We start from the raw sequence: 25113 nt of genomic DNA, 5'->3' as shown, positions 1-25113 counted from the left end.
TTTTAAAAATTATGAATTATCTACTCTTATTCTTTATTGGGTTAATTTGGGGGGCACAATTTGTACTAATTGATTTTTCTTTATCAATTTATACTCCCGAACAGTTGGCATTGTTTAGAACACTCTATGCTGCCTTATTTTTAATTGTTTTTTGTGTGCTGACAAAACGAAAACGTCATACTCGATCCATGATAGTTTGGCTTAAGGTGATTGTGATTGGTGTGCTGGAAATCGTTATTCCTTTTACCTTAGTAATGTGGGGACAACAGTTTGTTTCTGGAAGTATGGCGTCTATTTTAATGGGAACAATTCCATTTTTTACGATTATCTTGATCCTCCTCACAGGAATCGAGCGTGCAACGGCGACTAAATTCATAGCCATGATGGTTGGGTTTATAGGTCTTATAGTATTATTTATTCCGGATTTAATCAAATATGGTATGTCTTTAGCAATATTGCCTGAGCTTGCAATTTTAGTGGGTGCTTTATCTTTTGCTAGTGCACTTATCATCATTAGGAGTCTGTCACATGAAGATTCCTTTTTACTTTCAAGAGATGCGTTTTTTATCGGCACGATAATCATGTTTGCGATCAACTTAGGCAATGGTTCCCTTAATCAATTGAGTTTTTCATTTTACCCATTTATTGCTTCATTGTTGTTAGGTATTTTTTGTTCTGGGATTGTTTATGTGTTGTATGTTAGTCTAATCAAGCGAGCAGGTGTAGGTTTTTGTTCTTTGTCAAACTATCTTGTTCCATTGTTTGGCAGTATCTTAGGGGTGATTATTATGAATGATCATATTACTTTGAATATGATATTGGCGTGTGTACTTATTTTGCTGTCAATTACGATTGAACCACTTATTCGGTTTTGGTGCGGAAAAATAAGGTGTTAGTGTTTCATTCCTTAAATGCGTCATGATCGATAATCAAATATAGTAATTGATATGTCTTTTGATTGTTATTTAACTAGTTTTATTAGGAGTGATGTAAGGAATCGAGCATTAGTATGTGGATATTACTTTATTTCATATTCATCTAAGTAATCAGGAATGATACAGTTCCAGTTAAGTTTGGATTCAATTGTTCGTTTAAGTGCTTCTGCTGCAAAACTTTCACCATGTGTGATGAAAGTCTTTTTAGGTGCCTGATTAGTGTGACTCAACCAGTGCAACATTTCTATATAATCGACGTGTGCAGACATGTTAGAAATACTGTGAATTTTAGCACGTACTGGGATAACTTCGTTAAAAATTTTAGTGTTACCATGACCAGATTCAATGATTTGTCCACGTGTACCAGGAGCTTGGAAACCGGTTAGTAAAATGGCATTTTTAGCATCGGGGGCATAGTATTTTATATGATGTAATACTCGACCTCCGTTGACCATTCCGCCAGCTGAAATAATGATTTTAGACCCTTTACTGCGATTTATTTCCTTTGATTCATCCGGGGTTGGTGTGTAGATAACCATATTAGCAATATTTTGGCATATATCAGGGCTTAATCTATGTTCATGTGTAAAGTGACACAAAAGATTGGTAGAGTAAATACCCATTGGGCTATCAAGGTAAATAGGTATATCAGGGATTTGTTTACTGTTTTTTAACATATACAAATAATAGAGCACGCTTTGTATTCGCCCAACTGCAAAAGCAGGAATCACGATTACACCTTCATTAGCTATAGTATCATTAATAATCTTGCTTAATTCTGTTTGAGGATCAATTTTTTTATGCTCACGATTACCATAAGTTGATTCAATAATAAGATAGTCAATATTATTTGGTGGTAATTTTGGTGGGTACATTATAGGATCATTATCACGTCCTAAATCACCACTAAATATAATTCTTTGACCATGCAGTCGTAACTCTAGAAATGCTGCACCTAAAATATGACCAGCAGGATGCCAAGTAACGTGTACATGTTTGTTTAAGACAATATCCTGTGCAAACGGTATCACTTTAAAATGGTTAAGTGTCTTATATGCTTCTACAACGTTGTAAAGAGGTAAGGCTGGAGAATGTTTTGATAAGTGATATTTATTAGCAAAAGTAGCTTCTTCTTCTTGTAAATGTGCACTATCAGGCAATAAAATTTTGCACAGCTCGTAGCTTGCTTCTGTTGCATATATTTTTCCTTTAAAGCCATTTTTGACCAACAATGGCAAATATCCCGAGTGATCAATATGAGCATGAGTTAATAAAACACTATCAATTTCTTTAGGATTTACTGGTAAAGGATTCCAGTTTCTTCTTCGTAGATCATGGTTACCTTGAAATAATCCACAGTCGATCAAATAGCGATTAGTATCAACTGTTACTAAGTATTTAGATCCTGTTACGGTTTTGGCTGCTCCTAAGAACTTTATTTTCATATGTGACACTTTATTGATTGTTTTTATCAATTAAAGTATAGATTGTATGATATGTCTATAAAAGCCTTATAGGTAGGCAGAAATTAAAAATGCTTATTGAGAATGATTTTTAGAGGTATTCTTTACAAAGAAGTTCTCAGTGGTTTTTGTCATAAAACATTCATGTCTAAGCTTCTGTTTGATATCCCAGTTTTTAAACTTCCCACTATCAGTAGTGAGCTGTATAGATAGGTATATTTTTTGAATTATGTTAAAAATGGAGCGGGAAACGAGGTTCGAACTCGCGACCCCAACCTTGGCAAGGTTGTGCTCTACCACTGAGCTATTCCCGCTTGAAAATGGCGCACCCGGAAGGATTCGAACCTCCGACCGCCTGGTTCGTAGCCAGGTACTCTATCCAACTGAGCTACGGGTGCGTAGAGTGTTTTCAAGGACCTTGAAAACGAAGTGAATAATAGAGCTTTGTTGACTTGCTGTCAACGACAAAATAGGAATAAAATGGAAAATAAAGAAAAAAATCAAGAGTGGTTTCAGAGTGATCAATATTGTTTAAAGTGGAGTATATCGTTTGCACATTTATCAATATTTCCACATTAAACATCTTGTGTTGTCGGTAGAGAGATTATTGCTGTATAAAAGATTTTTCGTTAGTATAGGCAACGAGTTTATTTATTTTGGTTTCCTTAAAATACAATATGTGTGAATTATGAAAAAAATAATTGTTCTTTTGTGGGCTAGTGTGTTGTTATCCAATATTGGTTTTACTAATGATAAAAAAGATAAACAACAGCAAGAAACAAAAGTTGTACACAGTTGTTCTGCGCAAACAAGTCATTGTGAGTTTAATAGCAATTGGGAATTGTTTAAACAGGATGTTTTGGATGTAGTTCATTCAGGGAAGCAAGTCACAAAGGATGTCCTAAATCAAACAGGAGAGTATACACAAAAAACTTGGCAGAAAGTAAAAGATGTTACTGCTGAATGTTGGGAAAACACTAAAGAAGTAGCACAACAAGGTGATGATTATTTTAGAATAAATCAAAATAAGGAGTAAAAATAAAGGATCTTGATGTTCAAAAAAATAAAGGAATGCCACTAAAGAAATAATCAGTAATTTTGTGCTGAACTTGCTGGTAATTATCGCAAATAAGGGCTATCTTTTAAGTACTAGAATTTTACAACCCCACGAGAAAGTGGCTACATAATGGAGGACTGCACTATGCAAATTCAAATTACTGGTCGTCATTTAGAAATTACCCCATCTTTAAAACGATATGTAGAGGACAAGCTAAGTAAGCTAAATAATCATTTTGATAATATTATTGCAGTAAGAGTGATTCTTTCAGTTGAGAAAGGTAAGCAGATGGCAGAAGCTGTAATTAATGTGCCAGGGAATGAGTTTGTGGCGAAGTCGGATTCACAGGATATGTATGCAACTGTTGATATGTTACAAGATAAACTAGATGCACAAGTCAGAAAGCATAAGCAAAAATTAAAAGAGCATCGTGCTGAGCGTCCAGAAGCTGAAGCTTTAATAGAGTCTAACGAAGCAGTAGATGTTGATGAAGAACGCTGATAGAATACTGACTCTTTATAATAAATAAACTCAAAATATATGAATTTTTTATCTGCCTTTATTTCTCCTTCACGCATAATCAATAAAGCAAGTTTACAAAGCCAAAAACGTATTTTTGAAGTTTTAAGCCAATTGTTACAAGATGAAGAACTAAATATCAGTTCAGACTTACTTTATCAAAAACTGTTTGAACGTGAGCGCATTGGCAGTACTGCAATTGGGAAAGGTGTGGTGGTTCCGCATTGTCGAGTTGATGGCTTGACGATAACCCGTTTGGCCGTACTAACATTAAACGAATCAATTGAGTATGACACAGCTGAACAAAAAGTAGGTGTCTTCATTGCAGTGATTTTCCCTAAAAATGTAAGTGATGTACATATTCAATTTATAGCTGAACTCGTTAAATTTTTAAAGTCTCCAGGTGTGCTTGATAGTATTCACGCAGCAAGCTCGAATGAAGAGCTTTATCAAATATTTTTTAAAGATGAACAAAAAACTTGAGTACTGGCATGCAAATTTAGTTGCAAATATGAATAAACTTGGTTTGCTGATTATTGGCGAGTCTAATATCGGTAAATCTAGTTTTAGTCATTATTTGGTTACAAATTATGGTTTTTCATTAGTAGCAGACGATTTGGTTGTAGTGGAAAAAATAGAGACAATCTGGCTTGGTTCTTTATATAATAGGGCTTATCAGGGGAAACTTCACATTCATGATAAAGGATTTTGTATAGTCAAACAAACTCAAGCATCAGCATATATCACACATGTAGTATATTTATATGAAAAGCAGCAACTAGAGACCTACATAAAACGCGCCAATTTATTGGCGTGTGATGTCATTGATATTGATGTATATAAAAAAAGTTGGCAGATGTGTTACCAAGAATTGCAAAATTTATTAGGGTAGAGATAAAAGATTTGCTAAACTGACGAGATTAAAAATAAGAACAATGGTTATAAATTGCGTGAGTAGTACACCTAAGTCGGTTGTGCTTTTAGCTGGCGTTTCTGGTGCTGGTAAATCAACAGTATTAAGTATTTTAGAGGATCAGGGTTTTTTTTGTATTGAAAACCTACCTTATTTTTTATTAGATCAGACACTTTTCCATCTTCTTAATACCGAGCAATATAATAAAAATATTGTTATATCATTAGCACCACATTCATTTTTAGAATCAGAGATTTTTATAGTTGATGATTTAAAGAAAAAATATCATTTTAATTTGGCATGCTGGTATATTACGGCAGATCGTAATGTATTGATTAAGCGTTATGATGAAACGCGTCGCCGTCATCCTTTTTCGGTGCAAGGGATGACACTGGAAAAAGCAATAGATTTAGAGTTAAGCGCATTAGAGTCGTATGCTTACGCTTCTGATTATACCTTGGATACAACGAGTTTATCGCAACAACAGCTACGGGAGTTGTTGCAAAAAAAACTACTTAACCAAGGAGAACCAATTACACAAATAAAGTTGTTTTCATTTGGTTTTAAACACGGCATGCCACAAAAGGCAGATTACCTATTTGATGTTAGAAGCTTAATTAATCCTTATTGGAATAAGAAGTTACGTTTATTGACAGGAAAGGATCAAGAGGTTATCAAATACCTAGAATCTCAACCACTAGTACATGAAATGATTAGAGATATTAGTCTCTTTATAACAAAATGGTGTGGCTTACAACAAAAGCAGGGTAAAAGCTATATTGATATAGGCATTGGTTGCACAGGAGGACAGCATCGTTCTGTTTATGTTGCAGAAGCATTGTATAAAAAATTAAGCACAAGTTTTGAAGACTTACTTATTTGGCATAGGGAATTAGACAAATGATTGGTATTGTACTGATTACCCACGGCAGTATCGGTAAGGCGATGCTTGATGTTGCAACACGTTTGGTGCAAATTCAACAAGGATATGTGCAGGTTGTTTCATCTTGTTCGTTTGATCAACCTGAATTATTGGAGCGTGTGGAAGAATCTTTTAAGAGTATGCCAGAAGCAAATGGTTTTTTGGTACTAACCGATCTTTTTGGTGCGACTCCAACGAATGTAACACAATCTTTCATGTGTGCTTATAACTTATCTGTTATTACAGGGTTGAATATGCCTATGTTATTAAAAGCCTTAACTTATCATAAGCAAGAGATTGCATTGGATGATTTGGCACAAAGAGTTTATGATGCGTCTAAAGCTTGTATTGTACTTGAAGAAGGTAAAAGAAAAATATGAAAGAAGTTGAGTTAGTGATTATTAATCAACTTGGTTTGCATGCGCGTGCTGCTTCTAAACTTGTAAATTTGGCACTTAGATTCAGCAGTGACGTTTATATGGAAGTTGTTAAAACAGGTGTAAAAGTAAATTGTAAGAGTATAATGGGCTTGATGATGTTAGGAGCATCATGCGGTACATCAATTATAATAAGTGCTGAAGGAGAAGATGCACAAGAAGCACTAGATAGTATTCGAACGCTCATTCAAGATCGTTTTGGAGAAGAAAGTTAAAACTATGTTTATCTTAAGCTTGTCTTAAGTTTGCATTTTTAGAATGCGCATCACGTTAAGAATTTATAAACTTAGACGAAAGAGGAATATGTCATGGCGAATCAATACACTGGAAGTTTTGAACACATTATTCAACAAAAATATGGCTGTAGTGCAGAGGAAGTTTTACAGCGTTGTGCTGTCGAAGGGATGACCTATCAAGAAGCTGAAAAAATGTTGGGTTTTAAGCATGGAACAATTCGTAAATGGGCGAACCGCTTTAATATTAAGCTTAAGTCTGGGATAGCTGAAAAAAGTGTTAAACGTGACAACTTCATGAAGATGTTTAAACAAAAAAGCATAAATAAATATAACGTGTTAAGTCGATGCTGGGGTGTTAAGCGTAAAGTACTTATTAATGCCTAGCCTAAACTTAGTTTAATTAACCGCTATGAGCTAAGCAAAGCGAATGCGGGACTCTAAAAACCAGGAGCAGGAAGTGTTTAAAAAAGTATATACTATGTATAGATCAGCATAAAAGCAGTAATCGTTAGTAGTAATAATCCAAGAAGATATGGGTAATATGTGTTTTGTAATTAATAGTTTCTCAGAAAGTTTTTTGCGATTAACCGCAAATTGAAGCAATTATAAATAATTACAATGAGTAAGTATGTATTTGGAATATTACTTTTTGGTACTTTTTAAGTTTTCCCAAGACTTTTGCCAGCGGCTGATATTTTCTCTGGCAATCGTATTAAAATAATCACTAGGATTCATCTGTTTGCTGGATTTTTTTATTAAGTCTTCTTGGGCATTAGTTTGGCTTAAATAAAGGTCAAGTGTTTTGTTAAAGCATAACACCAAAGTATTTTGCATCTCTGTCCCATAAGACTTAATTACATGTGCTAGGAATTCATTACTAAACATTTGTCTTGGACTCTTTTCTTCCAAATCATTAATGATTTGCATGAGCACCCCACGTGTGATATCTTTTCCTGTCTTATTATCAACCACAACGACATTTTCATGCTCTATAATCAATTTATGGACGCCTTCAGCTGTAATATAACAGCTGCCTTTTGTATCGTATAAACGTCTATTAGGATATTTCTTAATAAGCCTAATGTTATCTTTTTCGCTTCCCATAATGAGCTTACGTTGTTCAAGTTAGGTGTAAGCAGTCTATCACAAAAAAAATAAGTTAGGGATAACAACAGTATTAAACTGGGTTATCAATATCAACAAAATAATGTTCTAAAGAAAATTCTTGTGCTAAATATTGACCTAGTGTTGCAATTCCATAACGCTCGGTCGCGTGATGTCCTGCTGCAATGTAAGTCATACCAAGTTCCCGTGCAATAAGTGTTGTACGCTCTGAAATTTCACCTGAAATATAGACATCTGCTCCTGCATGATAAGCCTGTTCAATAAGGTCTTGAGCTCCTCCAGTACAAATGGCAACTTTGTGGATGTGCAGGTTTTGATTACCAACGACAAGTGGCTTTCGCATAAGTGTAGATTCGATTTTGTCGATTAAAGCATTTAACGTCAACTTTGTTTCACACATTAAACCATAGTTAGGTATAGTATTTGTATTGAATTCACCAACAATACAAAGATCTAGACGCTTAGCCAGTTGAACGTTATTACCCAAGTTAGGATGTACATCTAGTGGTAAATGATAGCCAAAAAGGTTAATATTATGCTGAATAATTGCTTTAATGCGTTGATATTTGATGCCAGTAATCGTTGGATTTTCAGCTTTCCAAAAATAACCATGATGAACCAATATGGCATCTGCTTTTTTAGCGATGGCAGCATGAATGAGCTCAAGACTTGCACTAACACCTGTGACGATAATATTAATATTTTTTTTACCTTCTATTTGTAGACCATTTGGACAGTAATCTTTAATTGATTGTATATTTAATAGTGTGTCAATGTAGCGTTCAAATTTTTTGTTATTGACCATTGTAATTAACCTTGTAATGCTTCAATTTCATGGGGATATGGGATGGAGCTTTGCGCACCTAGTTTCGTAACCGATAAAGCGGAGGCTTTATTAGCATATTTAATAGCGGAGATGATGTCATTACTGTTGCATAACGTTTTAGCAAGTGCACCATTAAAAGTATCACCTGCAGCGGTTGTATCAATAGCATTAACTTGAAGTGTTGGAACTAGCACTTCATTTTTACCATCGTAGAAAAATGCACCTTGATGACCCATTGTAATAATAACGTTTTTTATGCCACGTTGATGAAGAATTTTAGAAGCCGTCAATGCGGAAGATAGATCACAAACCCGGATACCTGTTAAGAGTTCAGCTTCTATTTCATTTGGTGTGATGATGTCAATAAATGGGTAAAGTTCATCAGGTAAAACATAGGCAGGAGCAGGATTTAGAATGAATAAGCATTTGTGTTTATAGGCAAGTTTAGCAGCTGCAACAATAGTTGAGAGTGGTATTTCTAGTTGAGTTAGGACAACTTTTGCATGTAAAAACTGATCCTCTATAGCAGCAATATCACAAGGTGTAAGAAACGCATTAGAGCCAGGAGCAACAACAATTGAATTTTGTCCGTTGGATGCAACACAAACCATGGCAATGCCTGATGCACTTTGTGGACGTTTAATATGTTGAATGTTAATACTATCTTGAGCGTACTTTTTTAACAGTGCTTCGCCAAAACTGTCTTGACCAATACTAGCAATAAAACATACTTTTCCACCCAAGCGTGCAGCTGCAACTGCTTGGTTAGCACCTTTCCCGCCTGATGCTGTTAAAAACTTTCCTCCAAGTAATGTTTCACCTGGTCTAGGAAGATGTTCAACTTGAATAATTAAATCTGTATTGGCACTACCAATCACCATGATTGTCATTGTGCTTATCCTTCATGAGTCCTTATAAAAATTTCACATATCGTATCAAAAAATGCTTGTATCCACACTCCTTATCCTGATTAAAACGCATAGAATAGAAAAAGCATAGTTTTGTTAAGGAAAAAGATGATTCATATTGCTTTATATGAGCCTGAGATTCCCCCTAATACGGGAAATATTATCCGTTTATGTGCCAATACAGGTGCAAGGTTACACTTGATTGAACCGTTTGGCTTTGAGTTAGAAGACAAAAAGTTACGCCGTGCGGGATTGGATTACCATGAATTTGCAGAGGTCGCACGCTATCAAAACTTTGAGGATTTTGTTATCAAGAATAGCCATAAGAGAATTTGGGCATGTACGACTAAAGCCAAGCAATATTATCATCAAGTACAATTTCAAGATGAAGATGTTTTATTGTTAGGACCTGAAAGTAGAGGATTGCCAGCTTACATACTTAAAGCGTTAGAGTATAGGCAAATTAAGCTCCCTATGCTAAAAAACAGCAGAAGCCTAAACTTATCAAATGCAGCAGCAGTTATGTTGTTTGAAGCATGGCGTCAATTGGATTTCCTAGGGAATTTGAGTGAAGAGTAATTTAATTCTTGCAAAAGAGTTGGTGCTAAGGAAGTGCTATTGATTGCATGCTATAGGAGAAGGTAGTTGAAAAAGCCTTTTTTTATGCGCCACAATGCTGAGAGTAAGCAATGCCATTAGCTTTGAAATCTTATTTTAAGTTTTTCAAATGCTTATCCTTACAGTTAAAACATCCACCTGAAGCCCCTTAGCGTTCGTGGTTAATTGATTGTGCTTTACCCTGATAACAAATAAACTATTCATCAGCTGTTTGAAGTGTTTTTTTCATGTTACGTAAATCAGAAAAAATAACGCCTCAAGCAGTATTTTATAATTTTCTCTTCGTGTACAGAGATTTTAGTTATTATTTAAACAACAGTATACTAAGCGATCTATTCTATTGAGCATGAAACCGCTTAGAAATAAAGGTTTTTTGCAGCTACTGTCCTGTGGTATGAAAATTAAACAATTAATTGTTGCGATTAAATCGTGAACTTGGTAATAAAAAATGGTATAACTATCGGCGTTTCACGATTAACTACAGAGATGCTTAATGCAACATAAGTTAGCAAATGGAATTATTGTCATTTTTGGTGCATCAGGTGATTTAACGGCGCGTAAGCTTATACCTGCCATTTTTCATCTATACCAACATAAGAGTTTAACTAAAAATAATATCGTATTGGGGGTTTCACGATCAGCGTTTAACGATGAACAATTTCGTCAAAAAATGTGTGAGGCTTTGCTAACTGAATATCCAGACGATCAGAAAAGTATTAATAAATTTTTAAATCAAATTTATTACCAGTCGATAGATGTTTATACAGATGAAGGATATACATTATTAAATAAGCGTTTAAAGGCGCTGCTTAAAAGCCATAAGCTTGACAATAACTTACTTTTCTACTTGTCAACGCCACCTAGTTTGTATTATCAAATTCCTTCACACTTAGCCAAGTTGGGCTTAAATGATGAAACAGATGGTTATAAGCGAATCATCATTGAAAAACCATTTGGCATAGATGAAAAAAGTGCATGCGCATTAAATGCACATTTGCTACAGCACTACAAAGAATCTCAGTTATTTAGAATTGATCACTACCTTGGCAAGGAAACAGTGCAGAACTTATTAGTTTTTCGTTTTGCTAATTCAATTTTTGAACCTTTGTGGAATGCAGCTCACATTGATAATGTGCAGATCTATGCCAATGAGTCGATTGGGCTTGGTTCAAGAGCGGGATATTATGACCAAAATGGCGCTATTCGTGACATGATTCAAAATCATCTATTACAACTTTTGGGTATTGTCGCAATGGAAGCTCCTGCTAAAATGGATGCGTATTCTATTCGTAATGAAACGTTAAAAGTATTTCAATCTATTCGTCGCTTTAGAACAGCTGAAGACATAAAACAAAACGTGGTGATTGCTCAGTATCAAGAAGGTTGCGTTCAAGGTGTGATTAAAGGTTCGTACCGTGATGAACAAGCGGTAGCAAAAGATTCAACTACTGAAACTTATGCTGCAATTCGCTTTTTTATTGATAACTGGCGCTGGCATAATGTGCCATTTTATGTGCGTACTGGTAAACGTTTAAATCAGCGCGTTTCTGAGGTTGTGATTAATTTCAAACCGACACCTCACCCTTTTTTCTCTCAAGTACAGAAAATAACAAAATTTAAGAATCAGTTGGTTATTCGTATTCAGCCTGATGAAGGAATTAAGCTTAGTTTTGCGGCAAAAGAACCAGGTAGTGGCTTTAAAACTCATGAGGTGGATATGGGTTTTTATTATTCTGATTTTGCTCAAAAAGCATTGCCAACTGCTTATGAGCGTTTAATTCTAGATGCTTTACAAGGAGATAATACTTTATTTGCACGTAATGATGCAGTTGAGGCCTGCTGGAATATTATCGATCCAATCATTCAATACATTCATAAGCATGGTAAGAGTATATTAAATTTTTATCCAAGTGGTTCATTTGGTCCAGTTGAATCTGACAAAATGTTAGCCGAGTTAGACCACATTTGGCGTAATCCATCATCAAACTTTAAGCAAAACTCAAAAGCTTAAGTAAGGGGGGTAAAATAGAGAATGTCATACATTATATATCAAGAGAAAGAAGATATTGCCTATGCTATGCTGACAAAACTTGTTAGCTTATCGCATTCAAGACAAGATGAGGTTCATATTGCACTTTCTGGAGGCAGTACGCCTAAAGCTATATTTGAGCTTATTGCAAAAAGTGACAAAATGATTGAAATTAAGTGGGAGAAGTTACATTTTTGGTGGTGTGATGAGCGCTGTGTCGCATTTGAAGATAAAGAGAGTAATTTTGGTGAAGCAGATCGTATGCTGTTTCAGCAGGTAAAGATCCCAAGAGAAAATTTGCATCCTATGCAAGGTGATATTTCACCAGAGCAAGCCACCCTAAACTATGTACAAAGCATCAAAAAATACGTGCCTAAGTATAATGATATTCCGCAATTTGATTGGATCTGGTTAGGTATGGGTGAAGATGGGCACACGGCTTCTTTATTTGTCAATGGTGTGTCATTGTCTTCCGATAAGTGGGTGGAAATAGCAATGCACCCAACGACAAAGCAGTATCGCGTGACGTTAACATTAAAAATCATAAATTATGCGAAGGTCATTGATTTTCTGGTAACAGGGGAGTCTAAAGCAAATATGCTAAAGAAAGTTTTTGATCAGGAGAATGTATCGATAGCTTATCCAGCAAAGGTTGTTAAACCAATTGAAGGTAAACTAGTTTGGCATCTTGATCAACCTGCTGCAAATGAGTTGGAGTAAAGCGATGAATCAAGAAATTACAAATAAATTACAGCATTTATTAGAAACAAAATATAAGCATTTAGCAATAAAAGGTCTTTTTGATGAAGATAGTCAACGTTTTAATCGCTATCACTTAAAGCATGGAAATTTATTCCTTGATTATTCCAAAAATAGGATCAATGAAGAAATATTAGAGTGTTTATTTGCTTTGGCGGAAAATGCACAGGTTGCAGTAATGCGTGATGCAATGTTTAAAGGGAGTAAAATCAACACCAGTGAAAATCGAGCCGTTTTACATACAGCTTTGCGTGATTTTTCTCAAGATTCAATTTTGGTTGATGGTAAGAACGTTAAATTAGAAATTGAAGTTGAGCGTAAAAAAGTACAAAAATTGGTTAAAGATGTGCACGATGGTCATTGGCGAGGCTTTACAGATAAAAAAATTACTGATGTAGTTAATATCGGTATTGGTGGTTCTGATTTGGGACCAAAAATGATAGTAAGGGCGTTAAAACCTTATCATCAAAACAAAACACGTGTGCATTTTGTTTCGAATGTCGATGCTGATTCGATTTTAAGCGTGTTAAACCGCATCCATCCTGAGACGACCTTATTTATTGTTGCCTCTAAATCGTTTACCACTCAAGAGACATTAATGAATGCAGAAACTGCACGTAAATGGTTGCTTGATCATTACCAAACGTCAAAGGCTGTAGCTAAACACTTTGTTGCCATCTCAAGTGCTCAAGATAAAGTTGAGCAGTTTGGCATTGAGTTACAAAATTGCTTTGCTATGTGGGATTGGGTAGGGGGAAGATATTCACTATGGTCATCTATTGGTATGGCAATTGCATTTGCCATTGGTTTTAATCACTTTGAGGATTTATTGAAAGGTGCTTATGTCATGGATAAACATTTTAAAACAGCACCTTTAACAGAGAATATGCCAGTTATTTTGGCGCTTATTGCCATTCTATATAGTAATTTTTATCATACTCAATCACAGGCGATTTTAGCTTATGATGATCGGCTGTGTTATTTAGTGGACTATCTACAACAAGCAGATATGGAAAGTAATGGTAAATCTTGCAAAAAAAATGGAAAGCTTAGTCACAATCAAACAGGTGTTGTACTGTGGGGTGGTGTAGGTACTAATGGTCAACATGCCTTTCATCAGTTGTTACATCAAGGTAATGTTACAGTGCCAGCGGACTTTATTGCCGTTAAGAAAAGCTATCATACACTACAAAATCATCAACAAGTGCTATTGGCAAATTGTTTTGCTCAATCGCAAGCTCTTATGCAAGGTCAAAGCTTAGAACAAGTTAAAAATGAACTTAAAAAAAGTGGGATAAGTGAAAATGAAATCTCAAGCTTAGCGTCACAAAAGGTTATTGCTGGTAATAAACCCAGTAATACTATTTTAATAGATGAGCTTACTCCGCAGGCTTTAGGTCAATTAATTGCTTTATATGAGCATAAAATTTTCGTTCAAGGTGTAATTTGGGGGATTAATAGTTTTGATCAATGGGGTGTGGAGCTAGGTAAAGCACTTGGTAAGTCAATTTTGGAAAGCTTACAAAAAGGATATTTATCTCATCCAAGCTATGATAGCTCAACAAGAGGCTTGTTGAAGCAGTTTCAGTAATTTATAAAGTGGATTATGTTGTTGCGATAGACTTTAAGCGTTCAAAGTCAAGAATGGTAATTTCTTTGTGCTTAGTACTTAAAATCGTGTTGTTAGTCAGAGATTTAAATGCACGGGAGATCGTCTCAATACTCAAGTTAAGATGATTTGCAATTTCTAAATATTTCATAGGTAGCATAAATGATTTGTTAGAGTAACCACAGCGCTTTTGATGATTTGCTAGTTTATAAATAAAGCTAGCTAATTTTACGTAGGCTTCTTGAGTGGTATCTAAAGAGTTAATAGCAAGGTTAAGTTTTTTACTTATTAATTGTAAAAAATCTAGGATAACAATAGGTTTTTGTGGCAATGCTTGGATGAGGCTGTAATAGTCAAAAGCACAAATTGCGCTATCTTCAAGAGCAATAGCAGTAAGAGTATGTGCTGAACTTTCAATTGCATCAAAACCAAGGGCATCGCCTTGTAAACAAAAATCAACAATATAGTCGTTCTGATTCACAAGCTTAAAACTGCCTGTGCGTATGATAAATATAGCAGTGATTTTATCTTGTGTTTTATATAACGATTGCCCTTTTTTTATGTGGCATATATTTGTTTGTACTTTAATAAAATTAAGAGTGTCTATAGGATTGACATGAAAGAGGTGACAGAGCTTATGACAATCACAAAAATGACATGTTTTTGGACGTGGCGACTGTTTAGTACATGAGGCTTTTTTTTGTGTTGTCATATGTGAGTGCTATCAGGTGTATTTAAAGGCTGATAAATTATACCTGTTTTTTTATAAGAAAGTTGATTTAAATCAATAAACATAACAGCTTGATAATGTGATTTTGGTTTTGCTATTTAGCCTTAAAGCACCAAGCGTTAAAATAAATCCCCAGTGATTTTGTAATTTGATTTCTAACAAAACACTTTATTTTGTTCAATCACATGAAGGGTTATATAGATGATACCAAGTCTACTATCAGTGGAGCTTGCTCGTTGGCAATTTGCCTTCGTTGCTTGTTTTCACTTTATTTTTGTGCCATTAACGTTAGGGCTAACTTGGATTATTTTCACGATGGAGCTCATGTACGTTATGACAGGTAAGCAAGTTTATAAGGATATGACTAAATTCTGGGGCAAGCTCCTTGGTATTAATTTTGCAGTAGGTGTCCTTTCTGGCTTGACTATGGAGTTTTCTTTTGGTTTAAACTGGGCGTACTATTCACAATTTGTTGGTGATATTTTTGGAACCCCTCTTGCAATTGAAGGCTTGGTTGCTTTTATGTTGGAGTCAACTTTTGTAGGAATGTTTTTCCTTGGTTGGAACAAACTTTCTAAAAAGCAGCATTTAGCCGTTACTTTTTGCTTAGCATTTGGTTCTAACTTGTCTGCTTTATTGATCTTAGTTGCCAATGGTTTTATGCAGGTGCCAGCAGGAGGTGAATTTGTATGGCAAACCATGCGTATGGAAACAACGCATTTATGGGATCTATTCATTAATCCAATTGCTCAAATTGGCTTTGCTCATACAGTGATTGCCGGTTATATCACTTCATCTGTTTTTGTGATTGGTATTAGTTCATTTTATTTATTGCGTAAAAAGGATGTTGGTTTCGCTAAAAGATCGATGGGAATTGGTTTGGGCTTTGGTTTAGTTGCATCTTTAATGGTCATGGTAATGGGTGATGAGCAAGGGATTCTAGCTTATAAGTATCAACCGATGAAATTGGCTGCAATCGAGGCAGAATGGGGAACACAAACGCCACCTGCTAATTTTAATGTGATTGCTTTTCCTAGTCAGTCTGAGCAAAAAAATGATTTTTCTATTCAAATTCCTAAATTGCTAGGATTACTTGCAACACACTCATTTGATCAGAAAATATATGGTGTAAATACGCTTTTATATGACGGTTATGTCGATGTGGTGACAGGTAAAGAAATCCCAGCAGTAACAACACGAATTGCTAATGGTGCTAAAGCCTATGAAGCAATGATGAAAATGCGTGCTGGGAAGTCCAGTTCACAGGATCAAGAGATCTACAATCAGTACCACCAGGATTTAGGCTATGGGATGTTGCTGCAACGCTATTTACCTGTAGGCGAGTCACTTACTTCTGCAACATCTGAGCAAATCAATGCTGCTGCCTTGGATTCAGTACCTAATGTCGCAGCGATTTTCTGGACATTTAGAATCATGGTTAGCATTGGTGTATTTATGTTCTTGGTCATTATTGTAGGGCTTGTGTTACTTTTTAGAAAAACATTATGGGAAAAACGCTGGCTCTTAAGAACCATGCTGTATATGATTCCATTGCCTTGGATTGCCTGTTTATGTGGTTGGATTGTAACTGAACACGGTCGTCAACCTTGGACGGTATATGAGATGTTGCCAACAACAGTGAGCTCTTCAATGATTAATGGTTGGGATATTTTGTTTACCTTGGTGGTATTTTGTTTGTTCTACGCATTATTGTTTGCAGTTGAGATGTATTTAATGATCAAATTTGCACGCTTAGGACCTAGCGGCTCGTTCCAAAACTCACAAGAACATAAACGGGGGAACTAATCATGATGGATTTATATAGTATTGTTCAGTTGTTAAGCTGGTTAGCTGTGGGTTTGGTTATGTTCTTAGCAGCAGCCACAATCTGTTTTGACTTTGGTGCAGGAATTTTAGCACGTTTTGTAGGGAAGAATGACAATGAGAAACGTGTTATTATCAATATTGTGGCACCCACGTGGGATGGCAATCAGGTTTGGTTGATTACCGCAGGAGCAGGGCTTTTTGCCATTTGGCCGCGAGTATATGCAGGATCCTTTTCCGGTATGTATCTAGGTGTACTTGTTGTCCTTTGGGCATTATTCTTGCGACCAGTGGCGTTTGAATATCGCCATAAAATTGAAAATATTAAGTGGGCAAACTTTTGGGATTGGATGTTGTGCTTAGGTAGTCTGATTCCTATTTTGATTATTGGTGTTGCGATTGGTAATTTATTCCTTGGGTTACCTTTTCAATTTGATCCGCAAACTTTACGCTTTTACTATGGTGCAAGCAAAGATCTATTACAAGAGCCAGCCTTTATTTCACTATTTGGTTTATTAAAACCCTTTGCATTATTTATTGGTATTTTTGCAGTTGTCATGTCAATTATGCATGGAGCTTCCTATTGTGCCATGCGTACTTCAGGTGCATTGTATGATCGTTTTGTTAAAATTCAAAAAATCAGTGCGTGGTTATTTCTTATATTGTTTGCCTTAGGTGGTGTTTGGCTTATTTTTATACCTGGCTTTCATTGGCAATTAAACCATGACCTTAGCACTTACTCACAAGCGATTGAGCATCCATTAACAGGAGGTATAGTCACCATCAATCAAGGTGGTTGGTGGGTAAATTATGGTAACCATTTATGGATGCTAATCGCTCCCGTACTTGGTTTTGTTGGTGCAATTATGGTGTTTAGTTTTGCAGAAAAATCAAAAGCAGGTTTGGCATTCACAGGTAGTGTTATTGCATGTTTTGGTGTGGTATTCACACTAGGCTTTAGTTTGTTTCCATTTATTATGCCATCAAGTATTGAGCCTTCGCAAAGCATGGTCTTGTGGAACGCCAGTAGCTCATTGGTATCATTGATTGGTATTTTAATTGTTGCTGTCATTACGTTGCCAATTATCTTTATCTATACAACATTTGTTTACAAGAAAATGTGGGGCAGAGGTGTGAAGTTAACACCACAAGAAGTACAACAGCGTTCACACGAGTTATATTAAATTAAGGAGAATGTAATGAAATCAATATTATGGATTATTGCCATTATTGCGCTTGTCTTATCTTATGTGTTTGAGACATTTTATATTCTATGGCTAATAACGGCATTTATGGCGGTAGCTGCAGGTTGTTGTGTTGCGAGTTTTGTGGATAAAAAACTTTTAGATGAAGAATAAGTATTTAACATTAGCAGTCATTATTTAAAGTATTGCTTTATAAGGAATAGGAACATAGTCGAATCAAGGAGTGGGAAATATCTATTGCTCAGCCGAATCTGTTGTAGTGGTTTTCAGAATGATTTTTCTAACTTGGACTATTTTGACCCAATAGATAATATAAATAATAACACCTGTAATAGCAGTAAAGGGGAAAGTCATTGGGATAAGTGACACAATCGGTAAAATAACAAGGATAAGCCCTAAAATAAAAAGCGTGTCACCCCTTAATTTTATTTCCATTTCTTGATATTTTTTTAAGGCGTTGCCAACACCAAATGGCAAAACAATCCATTGAAATATATAACCAACAATGGGAATGAAAAGCATCCAGGCAAGCCAAGGGGGACTGATCTTTTTATCGCTAGGTATTGCTTTTAGTAGCTTATACACACTAAAAGAAAAGGCGATAGAAAAAATATAAAAGATAATAACCATAATCACAAGAGCGATACTGATTCCCAAAAGTGACTGTGGGTCGGAAGTTGCTGTGCTTTGAATACTGATATTGGTAATTGTTTCCTGACTCATATTTGCTCCATAATTATGTATCTATTAATCTATTACGTTGGCAAGTATGGCAAAGCCTAATTAATTTTAAAACCTTTGATAGCATAAAAATGCTATTTATTTGTAAGCGTAAGCAAACTACTATAGAATCTTAAGGCAAAAAAACAAACTGACTGAGTAATAAATTGATTAAATATTTAAGACAGTGGTATCAGAAAAAATTTGACAGTAATGAACCTGCTGTATTTATTGTGGTAACGTTTATAGCCGTGCTTATTATTAACTTCTTTGGTGGTTTATTGGCTCCAATTTTAGCTGGTGTGGTGATCGCATATTTATTAGAGGCTGTTGTGTCATTGTTATCAAGGCGCTTAAAGGTGAACCGTAGTATTGCTGTGTACCTTGTCTTTTTAGCATTTATTTCAGTTGTTATTGCAATATTATTATTTGTGCTACCTGCTTTGATGCACCAAGCAGGACAGTTTCTGCAAAGTATTCCTGAGCAAATCAACAACTTGCATGCAAGCTTGTTAAAGCTATCACAAAAATATCCTAATATCATTACGTCTGAGCAGATTAAAGAGGGAATCAGTGCGATATCTAATATCAAATTTGATAAAATTGCAGGAATAAGTCAATATTTAATTAAATTTTCATTGGTGTCGCTGTCGAGTATTTTCGCGTGGCTAGTATATTTGTTTATCGTGCCATTATTAGCTTTTTTCTTTTTAAAGGACAAAGAACGCATTGCCAGGTGGTTTGTAAATATGTTACCAAATGAGCGAGGTGCTTTAGAGGAGGTATGGGCAGATGTTCGACCTCAATTGGGTAACTACGTTAAGGGGAAAACGATTGAATGTTTGATTGTAACCCTTGCAACCTATATCGGTTTTATCATGTTTGGTCTTAACTATGCATTGCTACTGGCGATTTTAGTAGGGCTGTCAGTTTTTATTCCTTATATTGGCATGGTTATTGTTACGATTCCTATAGTTTTAATTGGATTAAGCCAGTTTGGTTTTACCTCTCAGTTTTTCTATATGTTGTTGGTGTATTTAATTATCCAAGGTTTGGATGGTAATTTATTGGTGCCATTATTATTCTCAGAGGCCTTAAGTTTACATCCAGTTGCGGTTATTGCTTCTGTACTTGTTTTTGGTGGTATATGGGGATTTTGGGGACTCTTTTTTGCTATACCATTAGCAGCACTTATCAACTCAGGAGTTAAGATGTGGACAAGGCGTAATATCAATAACCGTAAGCCAAAGGAGGCTTAAGTGAGTGAAATCGTTGATATTCTTAAAATTCAGCGTCCAAAGGTTAAGATTGAACTTAGAGCATTTCATCGTCAAGTTTTTAAAACTTTAATTGAAAACAAAGTTGATGCCTTTATTGCAGGAATTATAGCAAGGCGTATTGAAGATCCTGAATATGCTCTTAAACTCGTTAAACTTAAACTTGCGTTTCTTACGCCTCCTTATTTGTTAAAGGATGCAACTAAGGCAGCAAAACGCATTATTGAAGCGCTTGAAAAAGAGGAAATTATTGGACTTGAAACCGATCATGATTGTGATGGTCAAACCTCTCATGCGATTTTACATGAAGCTTTGACTAAGTTATTTAATCATCCAGAGGATAAAATTCGTTCCTATATTGGTCATAGAATGCAAGAAGGCTATGGTTTGTCGGATGCTTTAGCACAAAGGATATTAAACGACGATAATAGTCCAAGTTTGGTGATCACAGCTGATAATGGTTCAACAGATGAATCACGTATTGCATTATTAAAATCACACAATATTGATGTGATTGTTACAGATCACCATAGTATTCCTGAAGAAGGAGTGCCTAAAAGTGCCTATGCGGTATTAAATCCTACTCAAGAAGGTTGTGAATACAAAGATCCTTATATTGCCGGCTGCATGGTTGCATGGTTATTAATGGCAGAGGTCAGAAGATTAATGCTTTTTACAGACAAAAAAATCAACACCGATTATCAATTAAGCGATTTATTAGATTTTGTTGCAGTTGGAACAATTGCCGATTGTGTATCAATGGCAAAAAGCATAAATAATAGAGTTGTTGCATATTATGGTATGTGTAAAATTTCGAGTTTACAGCGTAGTTGTTGGAAAAGTTTTAGCAATTATTTTCATCATAAGGTCGATAGTGAGTTTTTAGGTTTTATGATTGCGCCTTTGCTTAACAGTGATGGACGCATTTCGGATGCCTTAAGCTCGGTGAGCTTCTTGTTATCTAAAGAGCATGAAAAAACATATGAATGGGTCGACTTTTTACAGCAACAAAACCAAAAGCGTAAGGACATTCAAAAGCAAATAACACATTTGGCTATGATTGAAGCTTCAAAACAACATCAACAAGGACAAAGTAGTATTTGTGTTTACTTGAAGGACGGACATGCTGGTGTGCATGGTATTTCGGCCAGTCGTATCAAGGATACATTCGGTTTGCCAACAATCTTGTTTTCTCCAAAACTAGGTGAAGATGAAATCATTACTGGTTCTGCCCGTAGCATTGATGGTCTAAATATCAAAAATGTATTAGATCAAATCGCCCAGAATTCGCATGAGATTTTAATTAAATATGGTGGACATACAGGAGCAGCAGGTTTGACGATCTATAAAAACAAACTTGTTGATTTTTGTATGTTATTTGATGCTTGTTGCCAAAGTCAAATTGAGCATAATAAAATATCAATTGGACCAATTATTTATTGTGACGGTGAGTTAAGTGCTGAGGACTTTAATCTTAATCAAGTTGACAAGTTTGCTTATCTTGAGCCATATGGGCGTGAGTTTGAAGCACCTATCTTTTATAATAAAGCCGAGATTGTAGCGCTTAAAATGGTAGGGCAGGAAGCACAACACATGCAGTTGATGCTAAAAATTGAGGATAAAGTCTTAAGGAGTATTTGGTTTTTTGCTACAGAATATAAAAATACCCATATGTTTGCGGTAGGCAGTAAAGTGCAAGTGGCTTACCGCTTAACAAAAGAGCATTTTAATGGTCAAAGCTATTTGAACTTAAAAGTCGAATATTTGGATTTGCTATATGACTAAAAGATTACTTACAATCACCACTGCATTTAGCAAACAGTTGTGATAAACTTCTTCACGCCAACATTTTCAACTTTTGGGATGCAGATGAATTCAAACTCAACTCTTGCAAACGCTATTCGTTTTTTATCAATTGATGCTGTACAAAAAGCTAAATCTGGTCATCCTGGTATGCCGATGGGGATGGCAGATATCGCAACTATTTTGTGGCGAAAATATCTAAAATATAATCCTAAGAATCCAAGTTGGTATAATCGCGATCGATTTGTTCTATCCAATGGTCATGGCTCGATGCTATTGTATTCTTTATTACATTTAACAGGTTATGATTTATCGATTGATGAATTAAAAAACTTCAGACAACTTCACTCTAAAACGCCAGGACACCCAGAATACAGTTATGCGCCAGGCGTCGAAACAACTACTGGACCATTAGGGCAAGGTTTTGCTAATGCCGTTGGTATGGCTTTAGCAGAAAAACTTTTAGCACAAACATACAACAAACAAGATCATGAAATTATAGATCATTACACTTATGTATTTTTAGGTGATGGTTGTTTAATGGAAGGTTTATCACATGAAGCCAGTTCTTTGGCAGGAACCTTGCAATTAGGTAAGCTTATTGCTTTTTGGGACAATAATAATATTTCAATTGATGGTGATGTTAACGGTTGGTTTACTGAAGATGTCGCCATGCGTTATGAAGCTTATGGTTGGCAGGTAATTCGTCATGTTAATGGTCATGATTTTGATGCTATTGATAAAGCAATTGCCTTGGCTCAAAGAGAAACAAATAAACCAACGTTGATTTGCTGTAAGACACAAATTGGACATGGTGCGCCAAATAAAGCTGGTAGTCATCATGTGCATGGTGCACCACTAGGTGAGGATGAAATAGCTAATACGCGTAAAGCGCTTAACTGGTCATATGCTCCTTTTGAGATTCCAGCTGATATTTATGCGGATTGGAATATGTGTGAAGAAGGTCAAGCACAGGAAGCAAAATGGCAGACTCAATGTCAAGCGTATAAAGCTTTATATCCACAAGAATTTCTTCAGTTGAGCTTGCGTTTATCACGGGATTTACCGCAAGGGTTTGTAGAGAAGATAGGTGACTATTTAAATAAACTTTTCAACAATAGACCTATGGTGGCAACGCGTAAAGCTTCGCAGATGGCGTTAGAACAAATCTGCTTAATGTTGCCTGATATGTTTGGTGGTTCTGCTGATTTAACTGGCTCAAACTTAACAAATTGGTCAGGAAGTAAGTGGGTAAATGATCATTCTGTTAAAGGCGCCAACTATTTATCGTATGGAGTGCGTGAGTTTGGCATGGTAGCGATGATGAACGGTATGTCACTGTATGGTGGATTTAGACCTTATGGTGGTACATTCTTAGTATTTACAGATTATGCCAGAAATGCGATTCGCATGAGTGCAATTATGAAGCAACCGGTTATTTATGTAATGACACATGATTCAATTGGTTTGGGTGAAGATGGTCCAACCCATCAACCTATTGAACATCTACCCAGTTTAAGAGTGATGCCAAACTTGAATGTATGGCGTCCTGCTGATGTTATTGAAACTACAATTGCTTGGCAATGTGCTATTGAAGAAACTAACACGCCATCATTACTAGCATTATCTCGTCAAAACTTACCAACCGTTGTAAGTGATAAAAATCAGTTTAATTTGATTAAAAAGGGTGGATACTTGCTAAAAGAAAATGTGCAAGCCGAGATTACATTGATGGCTACAGGTTCAGAAGTGAGCATTATGCTAGAGACCGCAAATTTATTAGACCAAGAAGGGATAAAAGCTAATGTAGTGTCTATGCCATGTGTTGAGAAATTTACGCTGCAATCTGAGTACTATCGAAACAGCGTCATTAAACAGAATCTTCCAGTGCTTGTCATGGAAGCAGCACAAGGTGATTTATGGTATCGTTTATTACCAAAAGCAGGAGGGGATGTGATTGGTTTAAATCACTTTGGCGAATCAGCACCTGCCGAAAAACTCTATCAAGAATTTGGTTTAACTGCACAACATGCCCAGCAAAAAGCAAAAGCATTATTACGAAAAGCAATTATTGAAAACGTTTAGCTGGCAGCCTTAGTCTTCGTTTCAACAAGATGATAGCAAGGTTGATATTAAAATAATAAAGGAGAAATAAGAAATGGCAATTAAAATTGCAATTAATGGTTATGGTCGTATTGGTCGTTGTGTACTACGTGCTATTTATGAAGCAGGTTTAAGCGATCAATTTAAAGTCGTCGCAATTAATGATTTAGGAAGCCCTGATATCAATGTTCACCTAACGAAATACGACACAACACATGGTCGTTTTAGTGCTAATGTTGCTCTTGAAAACAATGAAATGGTGATCAATCACGATCGCATTAAAATTTTGGCTGAGCGTAATCCTGTCAATCTCCCTTGGAAAGCATTGGATATTGATGTGGTGTTTGAGTGTACGGGTCTTTTTACCTCAAAGGAGAAGTGTCAGCCACATTTACAAGCAGGTGCAAAAAAGGTTGTGATTTCAGCACCAGGTGGTAGTGATGTTGATGCAACAATTGTCTATGGCGTTAATCAGCATGTTTTAACATCAAATATGACCGTTATTTCTAATGCATCTTGTACAACAAATTGTTTAGCACCGATTGCGAAATCATTAAATGATACTGTTGGTATTGCAGAAGGTTTAATGACAACCATTCACGCTTATACCAATGATCAGTGTATTGTTGATAGCTATCATTCAGATGTGCATCGTGCACGTGCAGCGGCACATAACATGATTCCAACAAAAACAGGTGCAGCTGCTGCGGTTGGCTTGGTTTTGCCTGAACTTAAAGGTCGCTTAGATGGTTTTGCGATGCGAGTACCAACGATTAATGTGTCCGTTGTTGATTTAACCTTTACAGCTAAAAAGCACACAAGTGTGGGAGAAGTCAACCAGATTTTAAAAACAGCTTCAGAAAAGAGCTTAAAAGGGATATTGGCATATAATACTGATCCACTTGTTTCTATGGATTTTAATCATAATCCATATCCTTCTATTTTTGATGCAACACAGACACGTGTAATTGGTAATTTGGTAAAAGTATTGTCTTGGTATGACAATGAATGGGGCTTCTCAAACCAAATGCTAAGAACAACAAAAGCATGGGTTAATGCGAAATAATTAGTAACGAAGAGGCGTGATAAACGCCT

The 25113-nt window shown here is 35.8% G+C and carries 26 protein-coding genes and 2 tRNA genes; 20 read left to right on the top strand and 8 right to left on the bottom strand.

The window, feature by feature from the left end:
• The first annotated feature begins 11 nt into the window (after nucleotides 1-11).
• Nucleotides 12-896, top strand: a complete 885-nt coding sequence (locus DNJ77_RS05800) for a DMT family transporter (RefSeq protein WP_116964049.1) — start codon at nucleotides 12-14, stop codon at nucleotides 894-896.
• A gap of 122 nt (nucleotides 897-1018) precedes the next feature.
• Here the strand turns inward: DNJ77_RS05800 and DNJ77_RS05795 are convergent, their stop codons facing one another.
• The 3 genes from DNJ77_RS05795 to DNJ77_RS05785 all read right to left on the bottom strand — a co-directional run bounded on the left by DNJ77_RS05795 (nucleotide 1019) and on the right by DNJ77_RS05785 (nucleotide 2796).
• Entirely contained in the window at nucleotides 1019-2380 is a 1362-nt protein-coding gene (locus DNJ77_RS05795; RefSeq protein ID WP_116964048.1) for an MBL fold metallo-hydrolase RNA specificity domain-containing protein, read from the bottom strand.
• 257 nt (nucleotides 2381-2637) lie between these two features.
• A tRNA-Gly gene (locus tag DNJ77_RS05790) sits at nucleotides 2638-2712 on the bottom strand.
• A gap of 7 nt (nucleotides 2713-2719) precedes the next feature.
• Nucleotides 2720-2796, bottom strand: a tRNA-Arg gene (locus DNJ77_RS05785).
• 290 nt (nucleotides 2797-3086) lie between these two features.
• Here DNJ77_RS05785 and DNJ77_RS05780 point away from each other — a divergent pair.
• From DNJ77_RS05780 to DNJ77_RS05745, 8 genes are all read left to right on the top strand, one after another.
• Entirely contained in the window at nucleotides 3087-3434 is a 348-nt protein-coding gene (locus DNJ77_RS05780) for a hypothetical protein (protein ID WP_116964047.1), read from the top strand.
• Between the two features lie 165 nt (nucleotides 3435-3599).
• Nucleotides 3600-3956 (top strand): ribosome hibernation-promoting factor, HPF/YfiA family, encoded by a 357-nt coding sequence (hpf, locus tag DNJ77_RS05775; protein WP_116964046.1) that lies wholly within the window; start codon nucleotides 3600-3602, stop codon nucleotides 3954-3956.
• Between the two features lie 39 nt (nucleotides 3957-3995).
• Entirely contained in the window at nucleotides 3996-4457 is a 462-nt protein-coding gene (locus DNJ77_RS05770; RefSeq protein ID WP_116964045.1) for a PTS sugar transporter subunit IIA, read from the top strand.
• Nucleotides 4441-4866: a phosphoenolpyruvate carboxykinase (ATP) gene (locus DNJ77_RS05765; RefSeq protein ID WP_157966613.1), complete on the top strand. Its 426-nt coding sequence runs from the start codon at nucleotides 4441-4443 to the stop codon at nucleotides 4864-4866. The genes DNJ77_RS05770 and DNJ77_RS05765 overlap by 17 nt, the downstream gene beginning before the upstream one ends.
• A 58-nt stretch (nucleotides 4867-4924) precedes the next feature.
• The gene (gene rapZ / locus DNJ77_RS05760) at nucleotides 4925-5791 is read left to right on the top strand and encodes an RNase adapter RapZ (RefSeq protein WP_157966612.1); all 867 of its coding nucleotides are present in this window, start codon (nucleotides 4925-4927) and stop codon (nucleotides 5789-5791) included.
• Complete coding sequence (locus DNJ77_RS05755) at nucleotides 5788-6189, top strand: PTS sugar transporter subunit IIA (RefSeq protein WP_116964042.1); 402 nt, start codon at nucleotides 5788-5790, stop codon at nucleotides 6187-6189. Before rapZ ends, DNJ77_RS05755 begins: the two co-directional genes overlap by 4 nt.
• Nucleotides 6186-6461, top strand: coding sequence for an HPr family phosphocarrier protein (locus DNJ77_RS05750; protein WP_116964041.1), 276 nt, complete (start codon nucleotides 6186-6188; stop codon nucleotides 6459-6461). Before DNJ77_RS05755 ends, DNJ77_RS05750 begins: the two co-directional genes overlap by 4 nt.
• Nucleotides 6462-6554: 93 nt before the next feature.
• Nucleotides 6555-6866: a hypothetical protein gene (locus DNJ77_RS05745; RefSeq protein WP_116964040.1), complete on the top strand. Its 312-nt coding sequence runs from the start codon at nucleotides 6555-6557 to the stop codon at nucleotides 6864-6866.
• A gap of 258 nt (nucleotides 6867-7124) precedes the next feature.
• Here DNJ77_RS05745 and DNJ77_RS05740 read toward each other — a convergent pair whose 3' ends face one another.
• The 3 genes from DNJ77_RS05740 to rbsK all read right to left on the bottom strand — a co-directional run bounded on the left by DNJ77_RS05740 (nucleotide 7125) and on the right by rbsK (nucleotide 9323).
• Nucleotides 7125-7586, bottom strand: coding sequence for a polyhydroxyalkanoate synthesis regulator DNA-binding domain-containing protein (locus DNJ77_RS05740; RefSeq protein WP_116964039.1), 462 nt, complete (start codon nucleotides 7584-7586; stop codon nucleotides 7125-7127).
• 73 nt (nucleotides 7587-7659) lie between these two features.
• The gene (locus DNJ77_RS05735) at nucleotides 7660-8412 is read right to left on the bottom strand and encodes a Nif3-like dinuclear metal center hexameric protein (RefSeq protein WP_116964038.1); all 753 of its coding nucleotides are present in this window, start codon (nucleotides 8410-8412) and stop codon (nucleotides 7660-7662) included.
• A 5-nt stretch (nucleotides 8413-8417) separates the two neighbouring features.
• Nucleotides 8418-9323, bottom strand: coding sequence for a ribokinase (rbsK, locus tag DNJ77_RS05730; protein WP_116964037.1), 906 nt, complete (start codon nucleotides 9321-9323; stop codon nucleotides 8418-8420).
• 126 nt (nucleotides 9324-9449) lie between these two features.
• Between rbsK and trmL the strand changes: the two genes are divergently transcribed.
• The 4 genes from trmL (at nucleotide 9450) to pgi (ending at nucleotide 14338) form a co-directional block, all read left to right on the top strand.
• Nucleotides 9450-9920, top strand: coding sequence for a tRNA (uridine(34)/cytosine(34)/5-carboxymethylaminomethyluridine(34)-2'-O)-methyltransferase TrmL (trmL, locus tag DNJ77_RS05725; RefSeq protein ID WP_116964036.1), 471 nt, complete (start codon nucleotides 9450-9452; stop codon nucleotides 9918-9920).
• Between the two features lie 532 nt (nucleotides 9921-10452).
• Nucleotides 10453-11970, top strand: coding sequence for a glucose-6-phosphate dehydrogenase (gene zwf / locus DNJ77_RS05720; RefSeq protein ID WP_116964035.1), 1518 nt, complete (start codon nucleotides 10453-10455; stop codon nucleotides 11968-11970).
• Nucleotides 11971-11991: 21 nt separating this feature from the next.
• Entirely contained in the window at nucleotides 11992-12708 is a 717-nt protein-coding gene (pgl, locus tag DNJ77_RS05715) for a 6-phosphogluconolactonase (RefSeq protein WP_116964034.1), read from the top strand.
• A 4-nt stretch (nucleotides 12709-12712) separates the two neighbouring features.
• Nucleotides 12713-14338: a glucose-6-phosphate isomerase gene (pgi, locus tag DNJ77_RS05710; RefSeq protein ID WP_116964065.1), complete on the top strand. Its 1626-nt coding sequence runs from the start codon at nucleotides 12713-12715 to the stop codon at nucleotides 14336-14338.
• A 13-nt stretch (nucleotides 14339-14351) separates the two neighbouring features.
• Here pgi and DNJ77_RS05705 read toward each other — a convergent pair whose 3' ends face one another.
• Nucleotides 14352-15068 (bottom strand): Crp/Fnr family transcriptional regulator, encoded by a 717-nt coding sequence (locus DNJ77_RS05705; RefSeq protein ID WP_116964033.1) that lies wholly within the window; start codon nucleotides 15066-15068, stop codon nucleotides 14352-14354.
• A 219-nt stretch (nucleotides 15069-15287) separates the two neighbouring features.
• On the opposite strand from DNJ77_RS05705, the gene DNJ77_RS05700 reads away from it, so the two are divergent.
• Genes DNJ77_RS05700 through DNJ77_RS09935 form a run of 3 tightly spaced genes read left to right on the top strand, consistent with a single transcriptional unit; the run spans nucleotide 15288 to nucleotide 18268 of the window.
• Nucleotides 15288-16892, top strand: coding sequence for a cytochrome ubiquinol oxidase subunit I (locus DNJ77_RS05700; RefSeq protein WP_116964032.1), 1605 nt, complete (start codon nucleotides 15288-15290; stop codon nucleotides 16890-16892).
• Nucleotides 16893-16894: 2 nt separating this feature from the next.
• On the top strand, nucleotides 16895-18094 hold the full coding sequence (gene cydB, locus DNJ77_RS05695) for a cytochrome d ubiquinol oxidase subunit II (RefSeq protein WP_116964031.1): 1200 nt from the start codon (nucleotides 16895-16897) through the stop codon (nucleotides 18092-18094).
• 15 nt (nucleotides 18095-18109) lie between these two features.
• Entirely contained in the window at nucleotides 18110-18268 is a 159-nt protein-coding gene (locus tag DNJ77_RS09935) for a hypothetical protein (protein WP_157966611.1), read from the top strand.
• A gap of 81 nt (nucleotides 18269-18349) precedes the next feature.
• Here DNJ77_RS09935 and DNJ77_RS05690 read toward each other — a convergent pair whose 3' ends face one another.
• The gene (locus DNJ77_RS05690) at nucleotides 18350-18838 is read right to left on the bottom strand and encodes a hypothetical protein (protein WP_116964030.1); all 489 of its coding nucleotides are present in this window, start codon (nucleotides 18836-18838) and stop codon (nucleotides 18350-18352) included.
• Between the two features lie 164 nt (nucleotides 18839-19002).
• On the opposite strand from DNJ77_RS05690, the gene DNJ77_RS05685 reads away from it, so the two are divergent.
• The 4 genes from DNJ77_RS05685 to gap all read left to right on the top strand — a co-directional run bounded on the left by DNJ77_RS05685 (nucleotide 19003) and on the right by gap (nucleotide 25084).
• Entirely contained in the window at nucleotides 19003-20094 is a 1092-nt protein-coding gene (locus tag DNJ77_RS05685) for an AI-2E family transporter (protein ID WP_116964029.1), read from the top strand.
• On the top strand, nucleotides 20095-21897 hold the full coding sequence (locus DNJ77_RS05680) for a single-stranded-DNA-specific exonuclease RecJ (RefSeq protein WP_420810618.1): 1803 nt from the start codon (nucleotides 20095-20097) through the stop codon (nucleotides 21895-21897).
• 78 nt (nucleotides 21898-21975) lie between these two features.
• On the top strand, nucleotides 21976-24000 hold the full coding sequence (gene tkt / locus DNJ77_RS05675) for a transketolase (protein ID WP_420810619.1): 2025 nt from the start codon (nucleotides 21976-21978) through the stop codon (nucleotides 23998-24000).
• 73 nt (nucleotides 24001-24073) lie between these two features.
• Nucleotides 24074-25084, top strand: coding sequence for a type I glyceraldehyde-3-phosphate dehydrogenase (gene gap, locus DNJ77_RS05670; RefSeq protein WP_116964027.1), 1011 nt, complete (start codon nucleotides 24074-24076; stop codon nucleotides 25082-25084).
• Nucleotides 25085-25113 lie beyond the last annotated feature (29 nt).

This window comes from Fastidiosibacter lacustris, from assembly GCF_003428155.1.
Classification (GTDB): domain Bacteria; phylum Pseudomonadota; class Gammaproteobacteria; order Francisellales; family Francisellaceae; genus Caedibacter; species Caedibacter lacustris.
Note: the sequence above shows the minus strand (reverse complement) of the source record. Positions and strands in the feature narration are given on the sequence as shown.